General features: G+C 49.2%; 15 protein-coding genes. 12 read left to right on the top strand and 3 right to left on the bottom strand.

The features are described 5' to 3' along the window. The first annotated feature begins 413 nt into the window (after positions 1-413). From JFN88_RS14645 to JFN88_RS14635, 3 genes are all read left to right on the top strand, one after another. Positions 414-1,031, top strand: a complete 618-nt coding sequence (locus JFN88_RS14645) for a DarT ssDNA thymidine ADP-ribosyltransferase family protein (protein WP_199020030.1) — start codon at positions 414-416, stop codon at positions 1,029-1,031. Between the two features lie 13 nt (positions 1,032-1,044). After that, a complete protein-coding gene (locus tag JFN88_RS14640) occupies positions 1,045-1,779 on the top strand; it encodes a DarT1-associated NADAR antitoxin family protein (RefSeq protein ID WP_199020029.1) in 735 nt (244 codons plus the stop codon). 585 nt (positions 1,780-2,364) lie between these two features. Further along, the gene (locus JFN88_RS14635) at positions 2,365-2,880 is read left to right on the top strand and encodes a hypothetical protein (protein ID WP_199020028.1); all 516 of its coding nucleotides are present in this window, start codon (positions 2,365-2,367) and stop codon (positions 2,878-2,880) included. A gap of 367 nt (positions 2,881-3,247) precedes the next feature. On the opposite strand, the gene JFN88_RS14630 is transcribed toward JFN88_RS14635, so the two are convergent. Then, the gene (locus JFN88_RS14630; RefSeq protein WP_199020027.1) at positions 3,248-3,694 is read right to left on the bottom strand and encodes a hypothetical protein; all 447 of its coding nucleotides are present in this window, start codon (positions 3,692-3,694) and stop codon (positions 3,248-3,250) included. An 875-nt stretch (positions 3,695-4,569) separates the two neighbouring features. On the opposite strand from JFN88_RS14630, the gene JFN88_RS25945 reads away from it, so the two are divergent. Continuing rightward, on the top strand, positions 4,570-4,881 hold the full coding sequence (locus tag JFN88_RS25945) for a hypothetical protein (RefSeq protein WP_233167869.1): 312 nt from the start codon (positions 4,570-4,572) through the stop codon (positions 4,879-4,881). Between the two features lie 377 nt (positions 4,882-5,258). Here the strand turns inward: JFN88_RS25945 and JFN88_RS14620 are convergent, their stop codons facing one another. Further along, entirely contained in the window at positions 5,259-6,128 is an 870-nt protein-coding gene (locus tag JFN88_RS14620) for a DUF6973 domain-containing protein (RefSeq protein WP_199020025.1), read from the bottom strand. A 669-nt stretch (positions 6,129-6,797) separates the two neighbouring features. Between JFN88_RS14620 and JFN88_RS14615 the strand changes: the two genes are divergently transcribed. The 8 genes from JFN88_RS14615 (at position 6,798) to JFN88_RS14580 (ending at position 19,038) form a co-directional block, all read left to right on the top strand. After that, positions 6,798-8,597: a cache domain-containing sensor histidine kinase gene (locus tag JFN88_RS14615; RefSeq protein ID WP_199020024.1), complete on the top strand. Its 1,800-nt coding sequence runs from the start codon at positions 6,798-6,800 to the stop codon at positions 8,595-8,597. Then, the gene (locus JFN88_RS14610) at positions 8,590-10,218 is read left to right on the top strand and encodes a response regulator (protein WP_199020023.1); all 1,629 of its coding nucleotides are present in this window, start codon (positions 8,590-8,592) and stop codon (positions 10,216-10,218) included. Before JFN88_RS14615 ends, JFN88_RS14610 begins: the two co-directional genes overlap by 8 nt. A gap of 94 nt (positions 10,219-10,312) precedes the next feature. Beyond that, positions 10,313-11,635, top strand: coding sequence for an ABC transporter substrate-binding protein (locus tag JFN88_RS14605; protein ID WP_199020022.1), 1,323 nt, complete (start codon positions 10,313-10,315; stop codon positions 11,633-11,635). A 75-nt stretch (positions 11,636-11,710) separates the two neighbouring features. After that, positions 11,711-12,604: a carbohydrate ABC transporter permease gene (locus JFN88_RS14600; protein WP_332908485.1), complete on the top strand. Its 894-nt coding sequence runs from the start codon at positions 11,711-11,713 to the stop codon at positions 12,602-12,604. A gap of 30 nt (positions 12,605-12,634) precedes the next feature. Further along, on the top strand, positions 12,635-13,480 hold the full coding sequence (locus JFN88_RS14595) for a carbohydrate ABC transporter permease (RefSeq protein WP_199020021.1): 846 nt from the start codon (positions 12,635-12,637) through the stop codon (positions 13,478-13,480). A gap of 8 nt (positions 13,481-13,488) precedes the next feature. After that, a complete protein-coding gene (locus tag JFN88_RS14590) occupies positions 13,489-15,555 on the top strand; it encodes a hypothetical protein (RefSeq protein ID WP_199020020.1) in 2,067 nt (688 codons plus the stop codon). Then, positions 15,552-17,348: an L-fucose isomerase gene (locus JFN88_RS14585; RefSeq protein WP_199020019.1), complete on the top strand. Its 1,797-nt coding sequence runs from the start codon at positions 15,552-15,554 to the stop codon at positions 17,346-17,348. The genes JFN88_RS14590 and JFN88_RS14585 overlap by 4 nt, the downstream gene beginning before the upstream one ends. A gap of 16 nt (positions 17,349-17,364) precedes the next feature. Next, complete coding sequence (locus JFN88_RS14580) at positions 17,365-19,038, top strand: ribulokinase (protein ID WP_199020018.1); 1,674 nt, start codon at positions 17,365-17,367, stop codon at positions 19,036-19,038. Positions 19,039-19,388: 350 nt separating this feature from the next. Here JFN88_RS14580 and JFN88_RS14575 read toward each other — a convergent pair whose 3' ends face one another. After that, on the bottom strand, positions 19,389-20,279 hold the full coding sequence (locus JFN88_RS14575) for a hypothetical protein (protein WP_199020017.1): 891 nt from the start codon (positions 20,277-20,279) through the stop codon (positions 19,389-19,391). Positions 20,280-20,457 lie beyond the last annotated feature (178 nt).

The following is a 20,457-nucleotide window of genomic DNA, read 5'->3' as shown; positions in this document are numbered from 1 at the left end:
AACCTAACGTTGGTATTTCATAAAATGCATATCTTGAAAAAACAGTTGGGGATGCAACACAGCATAAAGCTGCATATCACTGCCGCGGCTATCATACAAGTGGGAAATATATACACAAAGGTTAACGATCTATATTTTTATTCTATTATTAATAAATCTAATAGAGCTTTAAAGAAGATGAACCTATCTAGTAGGGAGAAATACGAGGCTTTGAACTGCAGTAGGAACGGTGTTTAATGATGCCCTCCTGACAAGAGTTTTATGTGAATGTAGAAACAGTCATTAAATAATTAAATTAAAGAGCGTAATCAATACAATAGTATCCTGCGTATCAACCCATGGTATAATTTAGGAGGCGAATGGAGATGAGTCCATAATTAGTATCCGGATGAGGATCGGGTTAGGGGGATTTTATGAAGGAAGTTGTTAATGAGTACGGAATAGAATATTTAGTGCACTTTACACAGGCTAAAAATCTCAAGAGCATTTTTAAACATGGGCTTCTATCAGTAGATGAGTTGGATGGTAAAGAGTTAAGTTATGAATTTAATGATTCTCATAGATTAGATGGTCATACTGATGCAATCTGTCTCTCTATAGAATTCCCAAATTATAAAATGTTTTATAAGTATCGAAATCAAGACCGAAATGTTGATTGGGTTGTCCTTGGGGTGGAGAAGAAAGTGCTGTGGAAAAAGAAATGTGCTTTTTGCGTTGAAAATGCGGCAAGTGCAAATATTACTGCACAAAGTGTTCAGAGTCGAATGGGGAAAAAGGCGTTTACACGTATGTATGATGAATACCCAGACAAACCGTTACGAAAGGTCTTAGATATTCCTAAGACTTATCCAACCAACCCTCAAGCGGAAATTTTGGTTTTTAATAATATCGAGGTAGACTATATATGGGGGGTTGCATTTGAAAAGCCATCCATTAAGAAACGGTATGAACATCTCATTCCTAAAAATGTAAAATCTAAAGTTGTGGAGCATTTGTTTAGAGGGCGAAATGATTTTAAATATTGGAGATAAATAAGGAGGACTTATGGCTGAGAGACCAGTTTTTATATCAAGTCCAGAGAAAAAAGGATTTGTTGAAGTTAGGGACATTGAATTTCAATGGTACCCTGGGTTTGCAATATCACAAAAACAAAAATCTATTTCTTCGTTACATAAACGACTGTTAAACATATATCCCTCAATTAATGTTTTGGAGATTTCCAGCAAATCACTTGAGCTATTAGGTATTTCTTTAAGTGCTTTTAATCTTATGATAAGAACAAAAAATAATAAAGAGTTTAGTGTTGAAACTGCATTCCAGGCAAGCAAGGTGTTTGAATGTGGAGGACCATTTCTAGATCTTTATGAAAAATCCTCAAGGGATGCTAAGAAAGATCCAAGGATTAAGGGAAGTGGTAGGCTTTTACATTTTCAGTTTTTTAGTAGGAAATGGGAACTAGAGCCTAAAACTTTGTTTTATGATTGGTTGTACATAAATGCCCTAGCTATGAATAGAGAGCTTAGTGAGAAGTTATTTGAATATGATGCATTCACAGATATTGAGTTTAATCCTGAAAAATCGATAAACTGCCAGGCAAAATCAGCTGCTCTTTATGTTTCTTTACATAGAGCTAATTTATTGCAGGAAGCATTATCCTCTGTAGAAGGATATAGGTCGATTGTTATTGGGCAAAAATCTGTAGCTGAGAATAAAGTAGATGTAAAGAAAAAACCAAATGAAGATATTCAACAACTTAGTTTATTTGATGATCTTATTTAAATAGTCTATGTAGAGAATAAGGGTGTCTTTGGTGATTTTTGTTAATTGGAATTAATCGTCAATGATGACAAAGAGAAAGCAAGTACGTTGGTTCATTTTTGAATATAGGACACATAGTCCAGTGGATTTTCGAGTTAGAACTTTAAATTGGGGACAGATTGGGGACGGAATTTGGCATAAAGCTGCATATCACTGCCGCGGCGAGCCTAAAGGTCATTTTTAAGAATGCAGTAACAACAAGAGATTGCGGGTTTTAGCATGAAGCACCGCAGCGGGATATAATCCCGTGGACGAGTCATGTGGAGTGCTGTTCACTGTTAGTTTGGAACGGAAAATAACGATGAGAAGATAATGAGGGATTGCCCTCTCTTAAAAGAGGGGGTATTTTTTATTTTTATTGGGATCGGGAGCAGGTTGCTTTAAGATAGTCGGGGGTAGATTATATCCAAATTACTGTTGGTTCGTGACAAATTAGGCAGTACACATTTTCACAGCGACTAGAAGAGAATTTACAGCGATACGAAGAATAACATTCCAGTATATGGTACAATATAGATGGACTATATTTGAAGGTTGTGACTTAAAATGATTAATTTTCTTAAAAATAAGAGAATAAAGGCATATTACGAAATTTTGGAAATAGCAAAACATCCAAACTTATTATTCTCTAACGATAAAGAACAATACAATGCTGAGGCTCGTTATAACCTTTACACCATTCAAAAGCTGAACAAACTGATTAAAAAGAAGAATATCTCAATGAACGAACTCCAACATGTTTTTGGCTTTATTGAAACCTCTTGGTCTAGATATTTGAGAGAGCATTATCAAGGGAAGTCTTTTGTATTTTATTTTTGGGGTGATTATCAAATCCCAGCAATCCGCGTTTCCATAGTGTCTTATCACGAAGGGATAGAACTACCTTTCGAATGTGACTTGAAAAAGGTTAATGACATGAATGATGTTCTATCACTATATTTAGATAAAGCCGATTTTGATGGAATGACATTCATTGAATCAGATGGAATTGATGAAGTAAGTAATTTAGAGCCAGACAATGGTTATATGCTTACAGTTTATACTAAAGAGATAATTTGTTGAATTTGAACGTTTAATTATTCGTGAACGAACTGTAGCGGGGTTAGAAGCTGCTAGAGCGCGTGGGCGTGCAGACTCTATATTTTATGCCCGCGCCCATAACGCAGATGGGAAAGATATACAATTGCGCTTACGAAGTTGAACCAAGAAGCGTTGGATACAATTCTAAATCACCAAAACATTGAGTTGCTGGATTTATCGAGATTGAAGGAAAATCAAGCGGCGAGGTATTGAAATCTATTAGGGGAAGGAAGCTAATATTTTTGCAGTTGAGGCTTCTATAGTTGAATTTCAAGCTAGCGGTTTGTACTGGACTTGAGAACAGCCGGAAATAAAAAAGAAGGGGAGCATCGTGCTTCCCTCCCTCTTTTTATTTATTTAGTTTCAGGCGCTCAATGGAGTGAATCGTTACTATTGCTCCCCGTAGTGCAAGAAGCAACAAAGCTAGATGGAGAGATAGACCAAGTACGCTTGACCAAGAGAAAACGGCGCTTCCAACAAATATCCACCAGAATAGAGGTGGGAGCTGCGCGGCAATCAGTAAAAATGTAGCGATGAGACAAGCAGCTAAAACAATACGTTTAAACGAAATTGAACGACTTACATTCAGTAAGAAAGAGCCAATGAACATTATAGCGCCTCCGTACATTGCATACATGGCCCAAAATTCTGCTAGTTGTTGCCCTCCTTCAAGCTCGGGACCAAGCCCAATAATGGGCAATGAATAGTTAGAAGGCAGATACAATAAACCCAACAGCACAGATAATATAGCTGCTGCTCGAATTAAAGCATTGCTACTGAATCTTGTTAAGATCATAAATTCCAGCCCTTCCTTATATAGTTATTTACTTACCATATACTATAGACGACATATAGTACAGTCGAATACTACAAACAAGGGGCAACAACGGTTAATGGACAACGAGCATCGGCATGGGATGTAAAGTTTTTTAATCATTCTCAACCAGTTAATGACTATCAAACAAGGCAAATTGTAACACGGGCAAGTATTGAGTCATTTTCTGCACAGAGGTTGCTGTCCTACGGACCGATAAATGCTCCTTCAAATAATTCATTTGTGGTATCGTTAACCGGAGTCATTCCATCTTTCGCCTGGACATTTGGTGGAGCTCCCGTGAACCTCGTAGATTCTAGTAGTATCACAAATAAGTATGGCCGCTGGACTTTTAATGTAGCATTAGGCTCAAATACGGCAAAGAATTCGTATGCCACAAAGCCCGGTATTCGTGTGACCAATACATCTGGAAAACTGGATTTGAGCACAATCATACGCTTTGGTATTATAAAAATCTTAACTCTAGTGCTCAAGGAGGGACTGGTGTTCTTCAGAGATTTTGGCCCGATTTATAAGAGATCAAGCATAAAATATTCGAAGGAGGGTGGATTCCCCTTCTTCTTTTTTTATAGATAAGGCAATGAATCTATGAGAAAATATTAAAGTATCATGAAGAGGGGAAAGGAATAGTACAATTATTGTCACTACTCTTTGCTCTGGTATTCATTTATATAGCCTTTACTATTGTGGGGTATATCCATTGGCGGAAAAAGCAGCCAGATGTAATAGTAAAGAAACTGGATCAAATTATAGAGGAAATTCGGTACTCATGTGGAGACATGAAGAAATTGCGTTTGATTTTCTGGGCTATACGTTTCGACTGCGTAGAGCCATGAATGGAGAGGGAATTACTTCGTCAGCTTCATTCCGGGCGCAAGTCACTTGTTCCAAGAAAGCCATGTGGCAACGATCCGAACGTGGCGAATTCAGTTGAAGTCATAAAAGAGTTTGGAAGACTTGTCAAGGATGTTCAATCCCGTTCTAAGAGGTTGGTTCAACTATTATGGATGCACTACAAAGCGGAAATGCATTCGGTATATGGACGCATGAATCGTGCACTGCTGGAATGGACGATGAGGAAGTACAAAAAGTTCAGACAGAGACGCAAACGCGCCTGGGATTGGCTCGCACAGATTGCAAAGCGATAACCAACACTTTTCCTCCAATGGGAGAAGAATTATTTAAGTTGGGCTGGATAATGGGAGCCGGATGAGCTGAGAGGTATTTGTTAAGGAATCATAAAGAACTAATTCATTTTTTGATAGGTATCACCTAACATGTCAGCAAAATTGTTTAACGTAATAATAACAGTTATTAAAATAACAACAATAGTTACTATCAGTAAAATCACTTTTAGTTTTGATTTCATGCTAATCCTTTCTGTTCCGTTTTACTTATAGATGTTTTTAAATGCAATAAAGTTGCAAGTAAATTAAATTAGAAAAATCCCCTCCGAACTGATATTTAATCATTTGTCCAATAAGGAGGGGATGACTTTAAAGAAATTCAGAAAAGCATTAAAAAGTTAATTGATAAAATCGCTATCATATCCCGTAAATTTTACTAGCACAGTGCCAGTAAAGGATGACCAATAAAAATATTTTAAGTCACCAGATTTGTATGCAGATATGATAGCAGCTCTAGTTTGAGCAGGAGTGCTGTTGGGACTAATATTATTGATAGAACCATATAATCTTCCGATTGAATTGTTATTTAAATCCATTTCTTTCTCCAATGCTGGATTATAAGACGAACCTTCTTCATGGGCAGTAGTCCAGTCATATGCCCAACTCCAATCCGTGAAACCCATAATCCATATATTCCACGCTGCATGTCTAAATGCATCGCTTTTATCGTTATGACCATTAAATCCAAATTTATATTCTGTATAGTCCCAAGCCTCTTTTCCAGCGACTATGGCTTTTGCCCCTTTACTAGGGTTAGAGTCAAATAAAGCCTGTTCCTGAGCATTCAATTGAGCTTTACCACCAATTATATTGTAAAAACCATTACTTAAAGCAGTTGCAGCATTAAAACTTTTGTTTTGATTTTTTGAATTATAAATTTTACAAAGTTCCATAAAATATTCATTGATTTGATCTTCACTGGCGTGAGGATGCTGTTTCTCGTATTTAGTAATTTCATTAACTATCACATCTAAATAGTTTACGTCTAATTGATCGATGGCATTAGGATAGACAACGGTAGCTGCTTCTCGTTTATATTCATTATCAACAACTCTGTATTTTAGCAAAGCTTCTTTTTCAGATAAGACATGAGTTACTTCTTGTTCTATCTTTGCATCCTGATCCTGTGCGTTTATACTTCCTCCAAAAAGAGCTGTCCATGAGATTGAAAACATTAAAGTGAGCGGAATAAGCAGTTTCTTCTTCAATCCTTGATCCTCCTTAATAAAAGTATCTGAATATTACAGCATCCTTCAAATATACTAAAAAACTACAACCACCCATCTTATGAATAATTTGGATACTATTGCAGTCTATCATAACTTAGAAAATCAAACAACACAGGTTTATATTTTTCTGAAATAGAGTTAGATGAATAAAAAATGGAAAAAATTAAAAAAGTTAGCCTATAACAAAAAGATCTAATTACATTCCTAAATCTACACTGGTACTCAGGGGCGGTCACGGTACTGACGAACATGCTGGCATAAGGAAGCAAGTAACTCATAAAACAGCTCTGGAAGCTGGCAAGGAGATGGCTCCTGAATTCCCCAGGGGTCCTCTTTTTTACGTTTACGGACACTGTTCGGGCTTCGAGTAGGAGAGGGTAGCAGGAGTCATGGGCTGGCCCTGTGAAAAAAATAACTGTAATTCCGACAGGATACGACAACCTACGCGGTGAACTTTACAAGAGAAAACATGCGGAATAGAAAGGCTAAGACGAATCCTTCTCCTATAGAAGGATAAGAGACTCAGGAAAAGCCGATAATTTTATATGAAAGATACCGAATATTTAAAATTCAAAGCGCTTTCATGAACGTGATAAGGTAAAAATGGCTAGGAATGGCCGGACGCTTGTAAGAAGGGGGTGGATCTTGATGTATTCATTGCGGGGAAAATTAACGCTTACCTTCATCGTGCTTCTGATCATACCGTTTGTCACGATGGTGGTCGTGCTGACTCAAATATCCAATGCTGAGATCGGCAATTCCATCGAAGAGTCGACTTCGCAGACGATGGACCAATACGCGACCTTCGTCAATACGCTGACGAACCAGGCGGAAGATGTAGCCAATCAGGTGCTCAGCAACGATGTCACGCAGCAGTGGATTGAGGGGCATATGAATCCCGACTTGCCCGACAATAAAAAGGTGCAGCTCGATGCCGAGCTCCGTAAGTTTCTTTCCTCGATTGCACTCAATCAGACCTATATCTCTTCCATTACGCTGTTCGACAACAAAGGCATGGCGGTCGGCATCAGCGATCAGGTATTTCGGGATACGTCCTACTTGACCAGTCCCTGGTATATAGCCTTCAAGCAGGAAGACCAGCGCTGGGCGTCCGCGCATACTGATAAGTACCAGCCTCACTTCCTGCAGAGAAAAAGTGTCAATAGCCTGCTGTTCAATCTCGTGCACCTGAGCACCTTTCGGAATATAGGCGTGCTCAAGGTCAATGTGCTGACTGAAAATATTCGTCAGCCGCTGGAGAAGATCAAGATTGGCGAGACGGGGCGGGTCTATGTGCTGGATGCGAACGGCCTACCGGTGCTCGATCAGGAGGTGCCGAAGGACATGGCCAGCTATGAGCAGGTCTGGGAAGAGATCCAGCAGGATAAGCATACGGACGGCAAATGGACCGTCAATCGCTCCGGAGAGCGTCATCTCGTGCTCTACCGGAAGCTCAATAACTCGAACTGGGTCATCATCGGAGAAGTGCCGGAATCCGAGCTCTTCGAGAAAATGACCCGGGTCCAGCAGACGATGCTCGTCATAGCCGGGGGACTGCTGCTGCTCACTATTGCGGCGGCATTCGGATTATCGGGGAGCATCGCGCGGCCTCTGTCCAATCTGGTCCAGGCCATGAGGCTGGTCGTACGCGGCGAGCTGATGGCTGCTGAACGACAGATCGCCGCTCATATGCCTAAGCGGCCGTCGGAGGTGGGCTATGTGGTCCAAGTGTTTCATTCAATGGTGGCTCGTCTGCGGTTCTTGATCGAGACGGAATTTCAGGCCAACATGAGGCGCAAGGACGCAGAGTACAAGGCTTTGCTGATGCAGATCAATCCGCATTTTCTATACAACACGCTGGAGACGATAGGTAGCTTGTCCGCCCAAGGCAGGACGGAGCATGTCGTGGAGGTGACGGAGTCGCTGGGTCAGATGCTCCGGTTTTCCTTGCGGACGGATACGGATGTCGTCCAATTGAAGGAGGAGCTGCGCTATATCCGTCATTATGCTTCGATCCTGAAGATACGCTTCGGCCAGCGGCTGGATATGGAGATCAGAGTGGAGCCGGGGCTGGAGCAGGCTTCGATCGTAAAGTTCATTTTTCAGCCGCTGGTCGAGAATGCCGTCAAGTTCAGTCTGGAGAATGCGATGACCGCCGTCGTGCATGTATCGGTCCGCGGCGACCAGGAGCATCTGTATATCGGCGTCCAGGATAACGGGGTAGGCATGCCTCCGGAGACGATAGACGAGATTTACCGGCAGCTGACGCACGGCGATATGTCTACGGTGCTGGGCGCTTCGGGCAGAAGAATCGGCCTGCGCAACGTCATCGCACGGTGTTATTTGTTCTATGGAGACCGTCTGAAGGTCACGATCGACTCTTCGCCGGGTCAAGGCACGGCGATTACATTACGCATTCCCAGAATCGAGGGGGTTGGCTATGTATAACGTACTGATTGTAGACGATGAGCAGGAGATTCGTACCGGCCTAAGGTTGAAGATGGATTGGGCAAGTCTCGGCTTCGAGGTGGCGGGAGAGGCCAATCACGGACAGGAAGCGCTGGACCTGCTGGAGACAGGGAGCTTCCATGTGCTTATTACGGATATCAAGATGCCGATCATGGGCGGACTGGAGCTGCTCAAGCGGGTTGCAGCCCAGTATCCGCTGCTCAAGGTGATCGTCTTATCTGGCCATGACGACTTTCACTATGTCAAGGCTGCCGTTCAATGCGGGGCCAAGGACTACTTGCTCAAGCCCGTCGTGGGCAGTGAGCTGAAGGAGCTTATTAAGAAGCTCCGCGCGGAGCTCGAAGCGGACAGCCGCCAGCAATCGCAGCATAGCGAAGCGCAGTGGAAGCTGCAGCAAGCGCTGCCGGTCGTGAGGGAGCAGCTGATGCTGGCATTAATCAGCGATGAGGGCGAAGATTATTTGCTCCCGCTGCGCAGCGATATCGCATCGCTGAAGTTCACGCAGCTCGCCAAGGAGGGCGCTCTGTTGCGCTTCCTGTGCGTCGAGATGCGCCTGCCGGCGGGCAGGCTGGACGACTCCGGCAAGACCGGTTTATTCCGCCTGGCTTTCCAGATGCTATGCCGGGAGCTTATTCAGCAGGATCAGTTCGAAGAGATCGTATTCGCGTTTCACCACCCCAGCTATATCCATATGATGCATTATTTCATCGCAGCCGATACGCAGGAGCAGTTGGAGCGTGTCACGGGGCTGCTGATCCGGCAAGTGCACGAGCAGTTGCGCATTCAACTGCGGATAGAGTCGGTCGTCGCCGTGGGCGAGCCTGTTGTCGGCTTGCCGCACATCCGCCGGGCGTTCCTGTCGGCTCTGCTCACATGGAGCAAGAGTCAGTCGGGAGCCGTGACGCAGACAATTCTGGCGGATGGGGAAGGGAACGCTTCGGAGCCGCTGCAGCCGGAGCTGGAGAAGCGTCTGCTGATCCTGTTGGAGGATGCTGATCTCGAACGGTTCGCCGATACGTTGGAAGGCGCAATTCAGACCAGCGGCGGTTCTCTTCAGGATATTCATACCTTTATGCTGCGTGTGGTGATTTTGCTCGAGCAGGCCGTGAGGAAGAACGGGATTACCGCGGAGCAGACGCAGGACTGGCTGTTCCCGGTGACGCAGTGGCAATTCACGACTCGTGAGGCGGCGATCGCGTACTTGAAGGGGCTTGCATCCTTCGTTATGGATGGCATCCGGCGTTCCCGCGTCAGTGGCGGGACGGCCGTGGCCGAAGCGGTCCGCCAGCACATTGATCAATATTATATGAATGAGATCAGTCTGTCGCTATTAGCGGACCGGTTCCACATCAATACGACTTATTTATCCGAATTGTTCAAGCGGCAGGCCGGGGTGACCTTCAGCGAATACCTGGTCCAGGTGCGCATACGGAAGGCGGCCGAATTGCTGGCGGACCCGAATCTGCGGCTTGCGGATATTGCGGAGCTGGTTGGCATCGCCAACGCCAGCTATCTGAGCAGCTCCTTCAAGAAGCTGTACGGCGTAAGCCCCAATGAATACCGCATCCAGCGGCTCAAGGAAACGAACCGATTATATTGAATGCCAAATACCCAAACGAGTGAATTCAAGGAAGGGCTACCCGGTGGTACTCTACTTATGCAAGACACTAACAGTGACAGAAAGGTAGGGTCTTATGAAGAAAAGAGCAGCAGTACTGCTTCTTGCAGCCGTTACGTTATTAAGTGCTGCCGGTTGCCAATCTGGCAGCAAGCCTGGCGGAGCAGCTTCGAACGGCGACGCGGGCGGCAAGGAGGCTGTAGAGTTGAAGTTCTGGCGACATGATTTCGCGCCGGAGGCCGAGTCTCTGAACAAGTTGATCGCCTCCTTCCAGGCCAAGTACCCGAATATCAAGGTGAAGATGGAGCTGATCCCGAACGATCAGTATGAGACCAAAATCCGCACGGCGCTCGCAGGAGGCAACCCTCCCGACATCATGGCGCTGGATGGTCCGACGCTGGCCTCATACGCCCATCAGGGGGCGCTGCTGCCGCTGGATGAGTATATGGCGAAGGACGGGAATAAAGACGATATTGCCAAGCCCGTGCTGGAAAGCTTGACGTATCAAGGCAAAATTTATGCGGCTCCGAACAACGATGCGAGCCTGGCGATGTTCTATAACAAAAAAATGTTCCAGCAGAAGAACATTCCGCTTCCGTCCAAGAATCCGGACGAAGCCTGGACCTGGGAGCAGGTGCTGGACGCGGCCAAGAAGCTCAATGACCCGGCGGGCGGCGTCTATGGCTGGAACCCTACGCCATGGGGATTTGCCGGTCATGAGGGAGCCCCGTTCTCGGAGATGTCGTTTCTCTGGCAAGCGGGCGGGGAGATCTTGAGCCCGGATATGAAGACGGCCAAAGGGTATCTGGATTCGCCGGAGAACAAGAAGGCGTTGGAGTTCTGGAATTCCTTGTACAATACGGCCAAAGTCGCGCCCAAGGAGCTTCCCCAGGATGCATTCGCCAACGGCAAGGTTGCCATTCATGTCGACGGACCTTGGGCGTTCGGCAGCTTGGAGCAAAACTTTCCTAACTTCAAGCTCGGGGAAGATTACGACGTAGCGCCGCTCTGGAAGGATGCCAAGCAGGTCACGCCGAACGGCAGCTGGAATATGGCCATCTCATCCAAGACCAAGTATCCGGAGGAAGCCTGGGCATTCCTGAATTGGGTGACCGGCGTCGAAGGCTCCAAGCAGTGGTATCAGGATACGAAGAACTTGCCTGCCCGTTTGTCGACGGCGGATGCGTTCCAGGAGCTGAAGGAATATCCGATGAATATTTTCGTTCAGCAGTCTGCGAAATATGCGAAGCCTCGTCCAGTCACTCCGGCCTATCCTGCGATTAGCGAAGCGGTACGGCTCCTCTTCGAGGATGTCGGACTCGGCGGCTTGGACGTAGACGCCGCGCTGAAGAAGGCCGTCACCAAGATCGACAGCGGCATCGCTCAAGTCGAGAAATAATCCATAGTGAGTACGCCCAGGGGAGAGTGAGTGAATCTTCTCTCCCTCGGTGTGCTCCGAAAGAGGGGAAGCTTCGTGAAAGGGTTCAAATCCGGCGTCTACGACAAGCAGGAGACGAGAGCCGCATTCTTGTTCATCATGCCGGCGCTTCTGCTGCTCGTCGTCTTTATTTTCTATCCGATGACCCGGGCGCTGCTGATCAGCCTCGAGAACTACAATCTAATCTCCGGCAGCTCGAGCCCGGCAGGCCTGGATAATTACAAGCAATTGATGAGCGACGGGGTATTCTGGGCGAGCCTCGGCCATTCCTTCTATTTCGCCGCCGTGGTCATCCCTCTTCAGACGATGATCGCGCTTGGACTTGCCCTGCTCGTGCGCAGAACCTTCCGCGGAGTAGGTATCTTCCGAACGGTTTACTTTCTACCGGTCGTCGTCTCGTTCGCCATTGCATCCACGATCTTCAAGCTGATCTACAACAAGGACTATGGCATGCTGAATGTCATTCTGAAAGGTCTGGGGCTTCCTGTGGCCGACTTCTTGTCCAATCCCGACATCGCGATGATCGGCATCATCATCCTATGTATCTGGAAAGCGATGGGCTTCTTCATGATCGTGTTTCTGGCCGGACTGAACAATATCCCGGATTCGCTCTATGAAGCGGCTCATGTCGACGGAGCAGGACCAGTCCAGCAGTTTATTCGGGTGACCTTGCCGCTGTTGAAGCGAACGACGGCCTTCGTGGTCATCATTACGACGATGGACGCGCTGAAAATTTTCGTTCCGGTCTATATCACCACCAGCGGGGGGCCGGCCCAATCGACGAGTACAATCGTCCATTATATCTATGAAACGGCATTCAAGCAGATGAATATGGGCTATGCCTCAGCGGCTGCATTTATTCTGTTCGGAATCGTGCTGCTCATCTCGGTCGTTCAATTGCGGATCTTCCGCACCGATGTCGAGTATTAATTCGATTCCTGATACTTGAGGAGGCTTCATATGGATAAAAGACATACCGGTCTGTTCGTCCTGCGTATGGTGATGATGACCGTGATCGCCCTCCTTGTGATTTTTCCGGTGTACTGGATGATCATGAGTTCCTTCCGCACGCAGGAAGAAATCTTCAAATACAGCAAGTTGGGCTGGGAATTGTTCTTTCCCGTACAACCAACGCTCGACAATTACAAGGCAATCTTCACGGATCCCTCCAAGCCCTTTGGCCGCTATATGGCCAACACGCTGTTCGTAGCCGTCGTGGTCACGGCAGCCGGACTGCTCGTGAATTCACTGGCGGCCTTTGCCTTCGCGAAGCTGCGCTTTCCGTTTAAGAAAGTGTTGCTGGTCGTATTCCTGTCCTCACTCGTAATTCCTTACGAGGTCATTATGATTCCGCAATATTTGCTGATTGGCGAGCTGGGCTGGATGAACATGTACAAGGCTTTGATTGTGCCGCAAATTGTCTGGGTATTCGGAATATTTATGCTGATTCAATTTTTCACCGACATTCCCCGGGATATTCTCGAGGCTGGCCGAATGGATGGAGCGGGTTGGATGCGGATTTACTATAAGATCGTGCTTCCGGCGGCAGTTCCTGCGCTTATCACCTTGGGGCTGATGACCTTCCTGAATCAATGGGACTCGTTCCTGTGGCCGCTGGTCGTCATCAATGAAGAGAAGAAGCAAGTCGTTCAAGTGGCGATTTCTTCGTTCCAATCACTGCGGAATATATCGTGGGGGAAGGTGCTGGCGGCTACGACGATCAGCTCCGTACCGATTCTAGGCATCTTCCTCATACTGCAAAAATATTATGTCCAGGGCATTACGATGTCCGGGGTCAAAGGATGAGATCGGCGATGACAGAATGGTTGAAGGAAGGCATGAGCCTGCAATGGTTTGCGCAGAGCGAGTGGAAGAACTACGAACTGAAGCAGCTGGCGGCGCATGATTCCGCGGGCGAAGAAGGGTATGCGGCTGAGCTGGAGGAGGTGCAGGTTCACGTGCAGCTCCGTCATGTGCCGGAGCGGTCTTCTGCGGACAGACGCGTTCGAGAAGCCGAGGTAACCGTAAGGCCAGGCCGTCCCGGAGCGGCGCTCAGCGGTGTAAGGGTGCTCTTGCCGATCGATCAGGCGCTGGCCTGCACCTGGAAGCCGCATCTCTCCCCGGAGGAAGACATGGCAGTCGGGGACAAAATGTTTCGTTCACCGGCGATCGTCTTCGAGAATGAGGAGCGGATGACGGCGCTGGTGCCGGATCTTGTCTGCATCGAGCAGGAGCGTTTCCTGCCGCACATCATGGATTATACCGAAGAAGGTCATCGGCTTATGTATGGTCTCTGCAGTTACGAGGAGACCGGGCATGTGTACCACAAGCTGCAGCCTGCAGCCGAGGAGATGACCGCCCCCGTCACCTTCCGATTCTATCTGGTGGAGTGGGATAAAGCGAAGGGACAGCGGGATAGGGACTATCGCGCTGTCGAACAGTTCCTGTGGGAGGCTTTTGCCAAGACACGCATGCCTATGGAGGACGAGACTAACGTTCTCCAGGAGCTCGAGCCCTATGTGGACTATGCCTATGGCTGGGCGCTGGACCGGTGGAAGGATGTCACCTGGCAGCAGTTCACCCTCGAGAATCAGGAAGTGGGGGGCGTGGTCTTCCTGGTCTGCTCCTGGCAGAAGCCAGGGCACGGGCGGGAGGACGAGTGGCGCGAGCCGAAGAGCTTATGGAACCAGGCGTGGTTCTGCGGGCTGCGCACTGCATATGGCTATGCGCTCTGGGGACGGCAGCAGGGCCGCGAGGACTGGGTGCGGAAGTCCGAGCTGGCTCTGAACTTTGCGCTCAGCGCGCCGCAGCAAGACGGCTTGTTCCCCGGTTACTTCCAGGCGGGCGACGATAACCGCTGGGAGTCCGGCCGCTGGCACATGTCGGGGCCGCGTCGCCCGGCAGGGCACGAAGCCTACGTTCATCTGCTGGACAGCTCATGGACGTGCTACTGGCTGTTGAAGTGGCACCGTGACGTAGAGGCGGACATGCGAATACTGCCTTATGTCCGGAGCTATGTCGACCGGCTCCTGCGCCTTCAGCGCGAGGACGGCTCGTTTCCCGCCTGGGTCGATCCGGCGGCTTCGGGCATCTCGCCGTACTTGCTAGAGAGCCCGGAAACGTCCATGCATATCATGCTGCTGCTCCTGCTTCATGAGCTGGAGCCGGACAGCCGGTATGTGGCAGCCAGCGAGCGGGCGGCGGGGATGGTCATGATGCAGGTCGTCCAAGCAGGACGCTGGGAAGACTTCGAGACCTATTGGTCCTGCTCCAAGTCATGGGAGCATAAGCAGTACGGCGTGCGTGATCCGCGCAGCGGTCTATACAACCAATGCAACTTTGGCATGTATTGGACGGCGGAAGCGCTCAAGGATCTGTACAAGGCTACCGGAGCAAGCCATTGGCTCGATGCCGGGGAACAAGTGCTTGCCGAGGCGTCGCTCTACCAGCAGATTTGGCAGCCTGCCTTTTTCCCGGTGCCTACGCTTGGCGGGTTCGGGGTCATGAACAGCGATGATGAATGGAATGATGCGAGGCAAAGCCTGTTCGCTTTAACTTACCTGGAATATTACCGCCTAACGGGCAGGGAGAGCTACCGGGCCCGGGCACTGTGGGCGATGCGAGCTTCCTTCTATATGATGTACTGTCCGCTTAACCCGAGCGTGAGCCAGATCTACGAGAGCGTGCATCCGCAATTCAACGAACAGGATTACGGCTTTCATATGGAAAATTTCAATCATCATGACGGGACGCCTGTTGGGGGACTCGGGGAATTTACGATATTCGACTGGGGCTGCGGGGCCGCTTCAACTTCGCTCATGGAATTCGGGCGTGCCGTCTCGCTTATGACCCCATCAAGCCAAAGGGAGAGATCGCTATGACTACGAATTATACAGGGAATAACCGGCTGCAGGGGAGCCTGCCGCGGATTGGCATCCGGCCGATCATCGACGGACGACGCGGGGGAATCCGCGAATCGTTGGAAGATGTGACGATGGAGATGGCCCGGGCGACAGCCGAATTATTGACAAACAACCTCAGACATAGCAACGGGCTCCCCGTGGAATGCGTCATCGCGGACACCTGCATCGGCGGTGTCGTGGAAGCGGCCATGGCCGAGGAGAAGTTTGCCCGCGCAGGCGTAGGCCTGACCCTATCTGTTACGCCGTCCTGGTGCTATCCGACGGAAACGATCGATACCCATCCGTATCGGCCCAAGGCGATCTGGGGCTTCAACGGTACGGAGCGGCCGGGGGCGGTGTACCTCGCTGCCGCGATGTCGGCGCATAATCAGAAGGGTTTGCCTGCGTTCAGCATCTACGGACGGGACGTACAGGATATCGGCGATAGCTCGATTACGCCGGACGTACAGGAGAAGCTGCTGCAATTTGCCCGCGCCGGGCTTGCGGTAGCGACGATGCAGGGCAAGTCTTACCTGTCGATGGGCCATGTGTCGATGGGCATCGCCGGCTGCCTGGCGGACGAATCGTTCTTCCAGCGGTACCTGGGCATCCGCAATGAATACGTCGACATGACGGAATTTGTGCGGAGAATGGAGCTTGGCATCTATGACCGTGAGGAGTTTGACAAGGCGCTGGCCTGGACCAAGGAGCACTGCATCGAGGGGGCGGAAGTGAACCCCGAGCACCTGCAGAGATCGGAGCAGCAGAAGCAGGGCGATTGGGAGACGGTCGTGAAGATGACGCTGATTGCGCGCGATCTGATGATCGGCAATCCGAAGCTCGCTGAGCTTGGCTTCGGGGAGGAGGCGCTCGGGCGCAATGCGATTGCGGCGGGCTTCCAGGGGCAGCGCGCTTGGACGGATTATTTCCCGAACGGGGATTTCATGGAAGCAATCCTGACCTCCTCGTTCGACTGGAACGGCATTCGCGAGCCGTTCATGCTCGCTACGGAGAACGATACGCTCAATGGAGTCACGATGCTGTTCGGTCACCTGCTGACGAACGCCGCCCAGATTTTCGCGGATGTTCGTACGTATTGGAGCCCGGACGCGGTCAAGCGCGTGACCGGCTACGAGCTGGAAGGAGCGGCGCTTGACGGCCTGATCCACCTGATCAACTCAGGTCCGGCGGCGCTGGATGCCACGGGACAGATGGAGGTGGACGGTAAGCCTGCGATGAAGCCGTTCTGGGACATTACGAGCGAGGATGCCGAGCGGTGCCTGCAGGCGACCCGGTGGTGCCCCGCTGTCGATTTCTTCCGCGGAGGCGGCTTCTCCACCGACTTCACGACCCGTGGAGGGATGCCGGTGACGATGGCGCGCCTGAACATTGTAGCAGGGATCGGCCCTGTGCTTCAGCTCGCAGAAGGTTATACTGTGGAGCTGCCGGAGGAGGTACATGACAAGCTGGATCAGCGCAGCAATCCGACTTGGCCGACGACCTGGTTTGTGCCTCGCACAACAGGGGAGGGACTGTTCAAGGATGTGTATACGGTGATGAACCATTGGGGGTCCAACCATGCGGCGGTCAGTTACGGCCATATCGGGGGCGACCTGATCACGCTGGCCTCCATGCTGCGCATTCCTGTCAGCATGCACAATGTGCCGGAAGAGCGGGTGTTCAGACCTTCGGCCTGGACCTCCTTCGGCGGGATGGACCCGGTCGGTGCGGATTACCGCGCGTGCCAAGCCTTCGGTCCACTATATAAGTAAAGGAGATGGGGAACCTATGGCGCGCCAATATACAATCGGAATTGATTTCGGCACGGAGTCCGGCAGAGCTCTGCTCGTCGATATCGCCGACGGGAGAGAGGTCGCTTCGCATGTGACCCCGTATCCCCACGGCGTCATCGATGAAGTGCTGCCCGGGACGGGTCGCAGGCTGGAGCCGGATTGGGCACTGCAACACCCTGGCGATTATCTGAAGGTGCTTATCGCTTCCGTGCCGGAGGTTCTCCGGATGTCGGGGGTCCGTCCGGAGGAAGTGATCGGCATCGGCATTGATTTTACCGCCTGCACGATGATGCCGCTGGACGCGGGCGGGACGCCTCTATGTCTATTGCCCGACTGGTCCCATGACCCGCATGCGTGGGTCAAGCTGTGGAAGCATCATGCCGCGCAGGATGAAGCGAACCGGCTGAACGAGATTGCCAAGCAGCGAGGGGAGTCGTTCCTTGCCCGGTATGGCGGCAGGCAGTCCTCCGAGTGGATGATCGCGAAAATATGGCAGGTCGCTCGGGAAGCGGAGGACGTGTACGCAGCCGCGGATCTATTCATGGAGGCGGCGGATTGGGTCGTGCTTCAGATGACCGGACAGCTCGTCCGGAACAGCTGCACCGCCGGGTACAAAGCGATCTGGCATCAGGAGCAGGGATACCCGGCCCATGATTTTTTCGCTGCGCTGGACCCTCGCCTTGATCGGCTGACCGAGACCAAGCTGCGGGGACAGGTGCTGCCCTTGGGGTCTAGGGCCGGCGGTCTGAGCGGCGAGATGGCCGTTGCGCTGGGCCTTCGGCCGGGCACGGCCGTTGCCGCAGGCATCATAGATGCCCATGCCGCGGTCCCTGCCGTGGGCGCCGTCATGCCCGGCAAGCTGGTGATGGCTATGGGCACGTCCACCTGCCATCTGCTGCTGAGCGAGCAGGAAGCGATGGTGGAAGGGATATGCGGGGTCGTCAAGGACGGGATTGTCCCCGGCTACTATGGTTATGAGGCGGGGCAATCCGCTGTAGGCGATATGTTCGCCTGGTATGTCGAGCAGGCGGTGCCGGAATATGTGGCAGAGGCCGCTCAGGAAGAGGGAGAATCGGTGCACGCTTATCTGGAGAAGCGGGCTGCGGCTTATCGACCGGGCGCTACGGGACTGTTGGCGCTGGATTGGTGGAACGGAAACCGCTCGGTACTCGTCAATGCGGACTTGTCCGGGGTACTGATCGGCGCTACACTGCTTACCAAGCCGGAGGAAATCTACCGCGCCTTGCTCGAAGCCAGCGCATTCGGAACCCGGAAAATTATCGAAGCATTCGTCGACCAGGGCGTAGCTGTCGATGAGCTGTATGCATGCGGGGGGTTGCCTCAGCGCAACCATCTGCTGATGCAAATCTATGCCGATGTGACGGGAAGGGAAATTAAGATTGCAGCCTCCACGCAGACAGCCGCGCTGGGAGCGGCAATGTTCGCAGCCGTTGCTGCGGGTTCGGCCGAGGGCGGCTATGATAATATTCTCGAAGCAGCAGCCCGGATGGCGCATATACGCGAGGAATCATTCCGCCCTAACCCGGAGAACACGGCTGTTTACGAGCGGTTGTATCAAGAGTATCTGAAGCTGCATAATTATTTCGGGCGCGGAGGGAACTCCGTGATGGCTTCATTGAAGGAAATGAAAGGGGCTGTCCGGGCTTAGGAGCCTGTGAAGTCTTGATGCGGGGAAATGTTGGGGAAAAATCAACAAGGAAGCGGCAGGCCGGGACATAGTATCCCAGTCTGCCGCTTCCTTTGGTGTGCGCCCGGCATGGGCGATAAGTAGGCAGTGCAAGTCCGCTACAGGCTTGGCAGTAGGAACTGTTAGCCAAAGGCAAGGCCCTCTATGTCAATACAGAATATATGTTCGGTTTGGGGTGGGAATTGACATGAAAAATTCGTTGCTCGGACACGGTACATGCATGCCTGACAACGGGGATTCGATTGGGGCCGGATTAAGCGTATCACTCAGCCACCGTAATTGTATTCATATGGTTATATGATTGACATAACTTAAATTGTTACGGCAGCCCCATATAAATTACCAGTCACAGTACTACCAACATTGACTTCGACAGTGGCTGAATTTAAAACAAATTGTGCCCACCGCACTCCAATTCCACCTTCAAAGTAAAGACGTGAATACACTTCTGCATACTTATAATTCCCAATATGAATTGTCCGAGAAGCACCAAGTGCACGTTCTGAAATATCTAGTGTTGACCCCCAAAAATGTCTCTCCCAGTTACCATCACTATTCAAGGTTTGTACATCGCTACCATTATATCTAAATGAGCCTGAAGCAGTTAACGTGAATAATTTGAATCCAAGAGCATTATACCCAATACCAGTCGTAGTGCTAGTACTAGTATTATTCCATGTGTTTAAAGGGACATTTTGTACAATAGACTGTTTTTGACTTGGTTCGTCAAACTGTCGCGTTTCTAAAATAAAAATCTCTCCTAGAGATGAGATATAAACATCAATACTTCCGTAATTGTCTTTAAATGTTATAATATTGTCTTCTTTATTTTTTATTTCTTTTTTTGTTGAAAGAAAATCATTAATATTTAGTGTAGAGTGTTGATACTCATCTCCCATTTCTTTAACTTCCCCAGGGAAAATAATTGCAAGAGATAATGCAGGATCATTTGCAGCGGACGGCGCAGGATTTTCCTTATAGTAAGTTTCTATAGTCTTTTCGATATTACTTAATGTGGCATCTTCAACATTAAGCTCTTGCAAAGAGGCAATAATTGAAGGTACATTTTTTTCTATATATTCTTTTATTTCTTTAATATTTTTTTCTCTCGAATCGACATTCCGATTTCCTTCAGCAGATGCTGAAGAAAAGACGCTAAAGATTAAAATAATAGACAACAAAATAGATGTTTTTATTTTCATTTTATTCCTCCAATATTATTATTAGTGCAGATAAGGGTTTTCATAAATATATACATATCAATGTTCTATGAGAAACAATAAGTATTTAGCGCACCCCCTCTAACTTAGTCATAATACAAAAAATAAAATGCCCTTATTTGTACTTATAAGTAAAAATACCATATTTTTTAATTAAAGT

Origin of the sequence: Paenibacillus roseus (genome assembly GCF_016424485.1) — a bacterium.
GTDB lineage: Bacteria > Bacillota > Bacilli > Paenibacillales > Paenibacillaceae > Paenibacillus_D > Paenibacillus_D roseus.
This window is presented reverse-complemented; position numbering and strand designations above follow the sequence as displayed.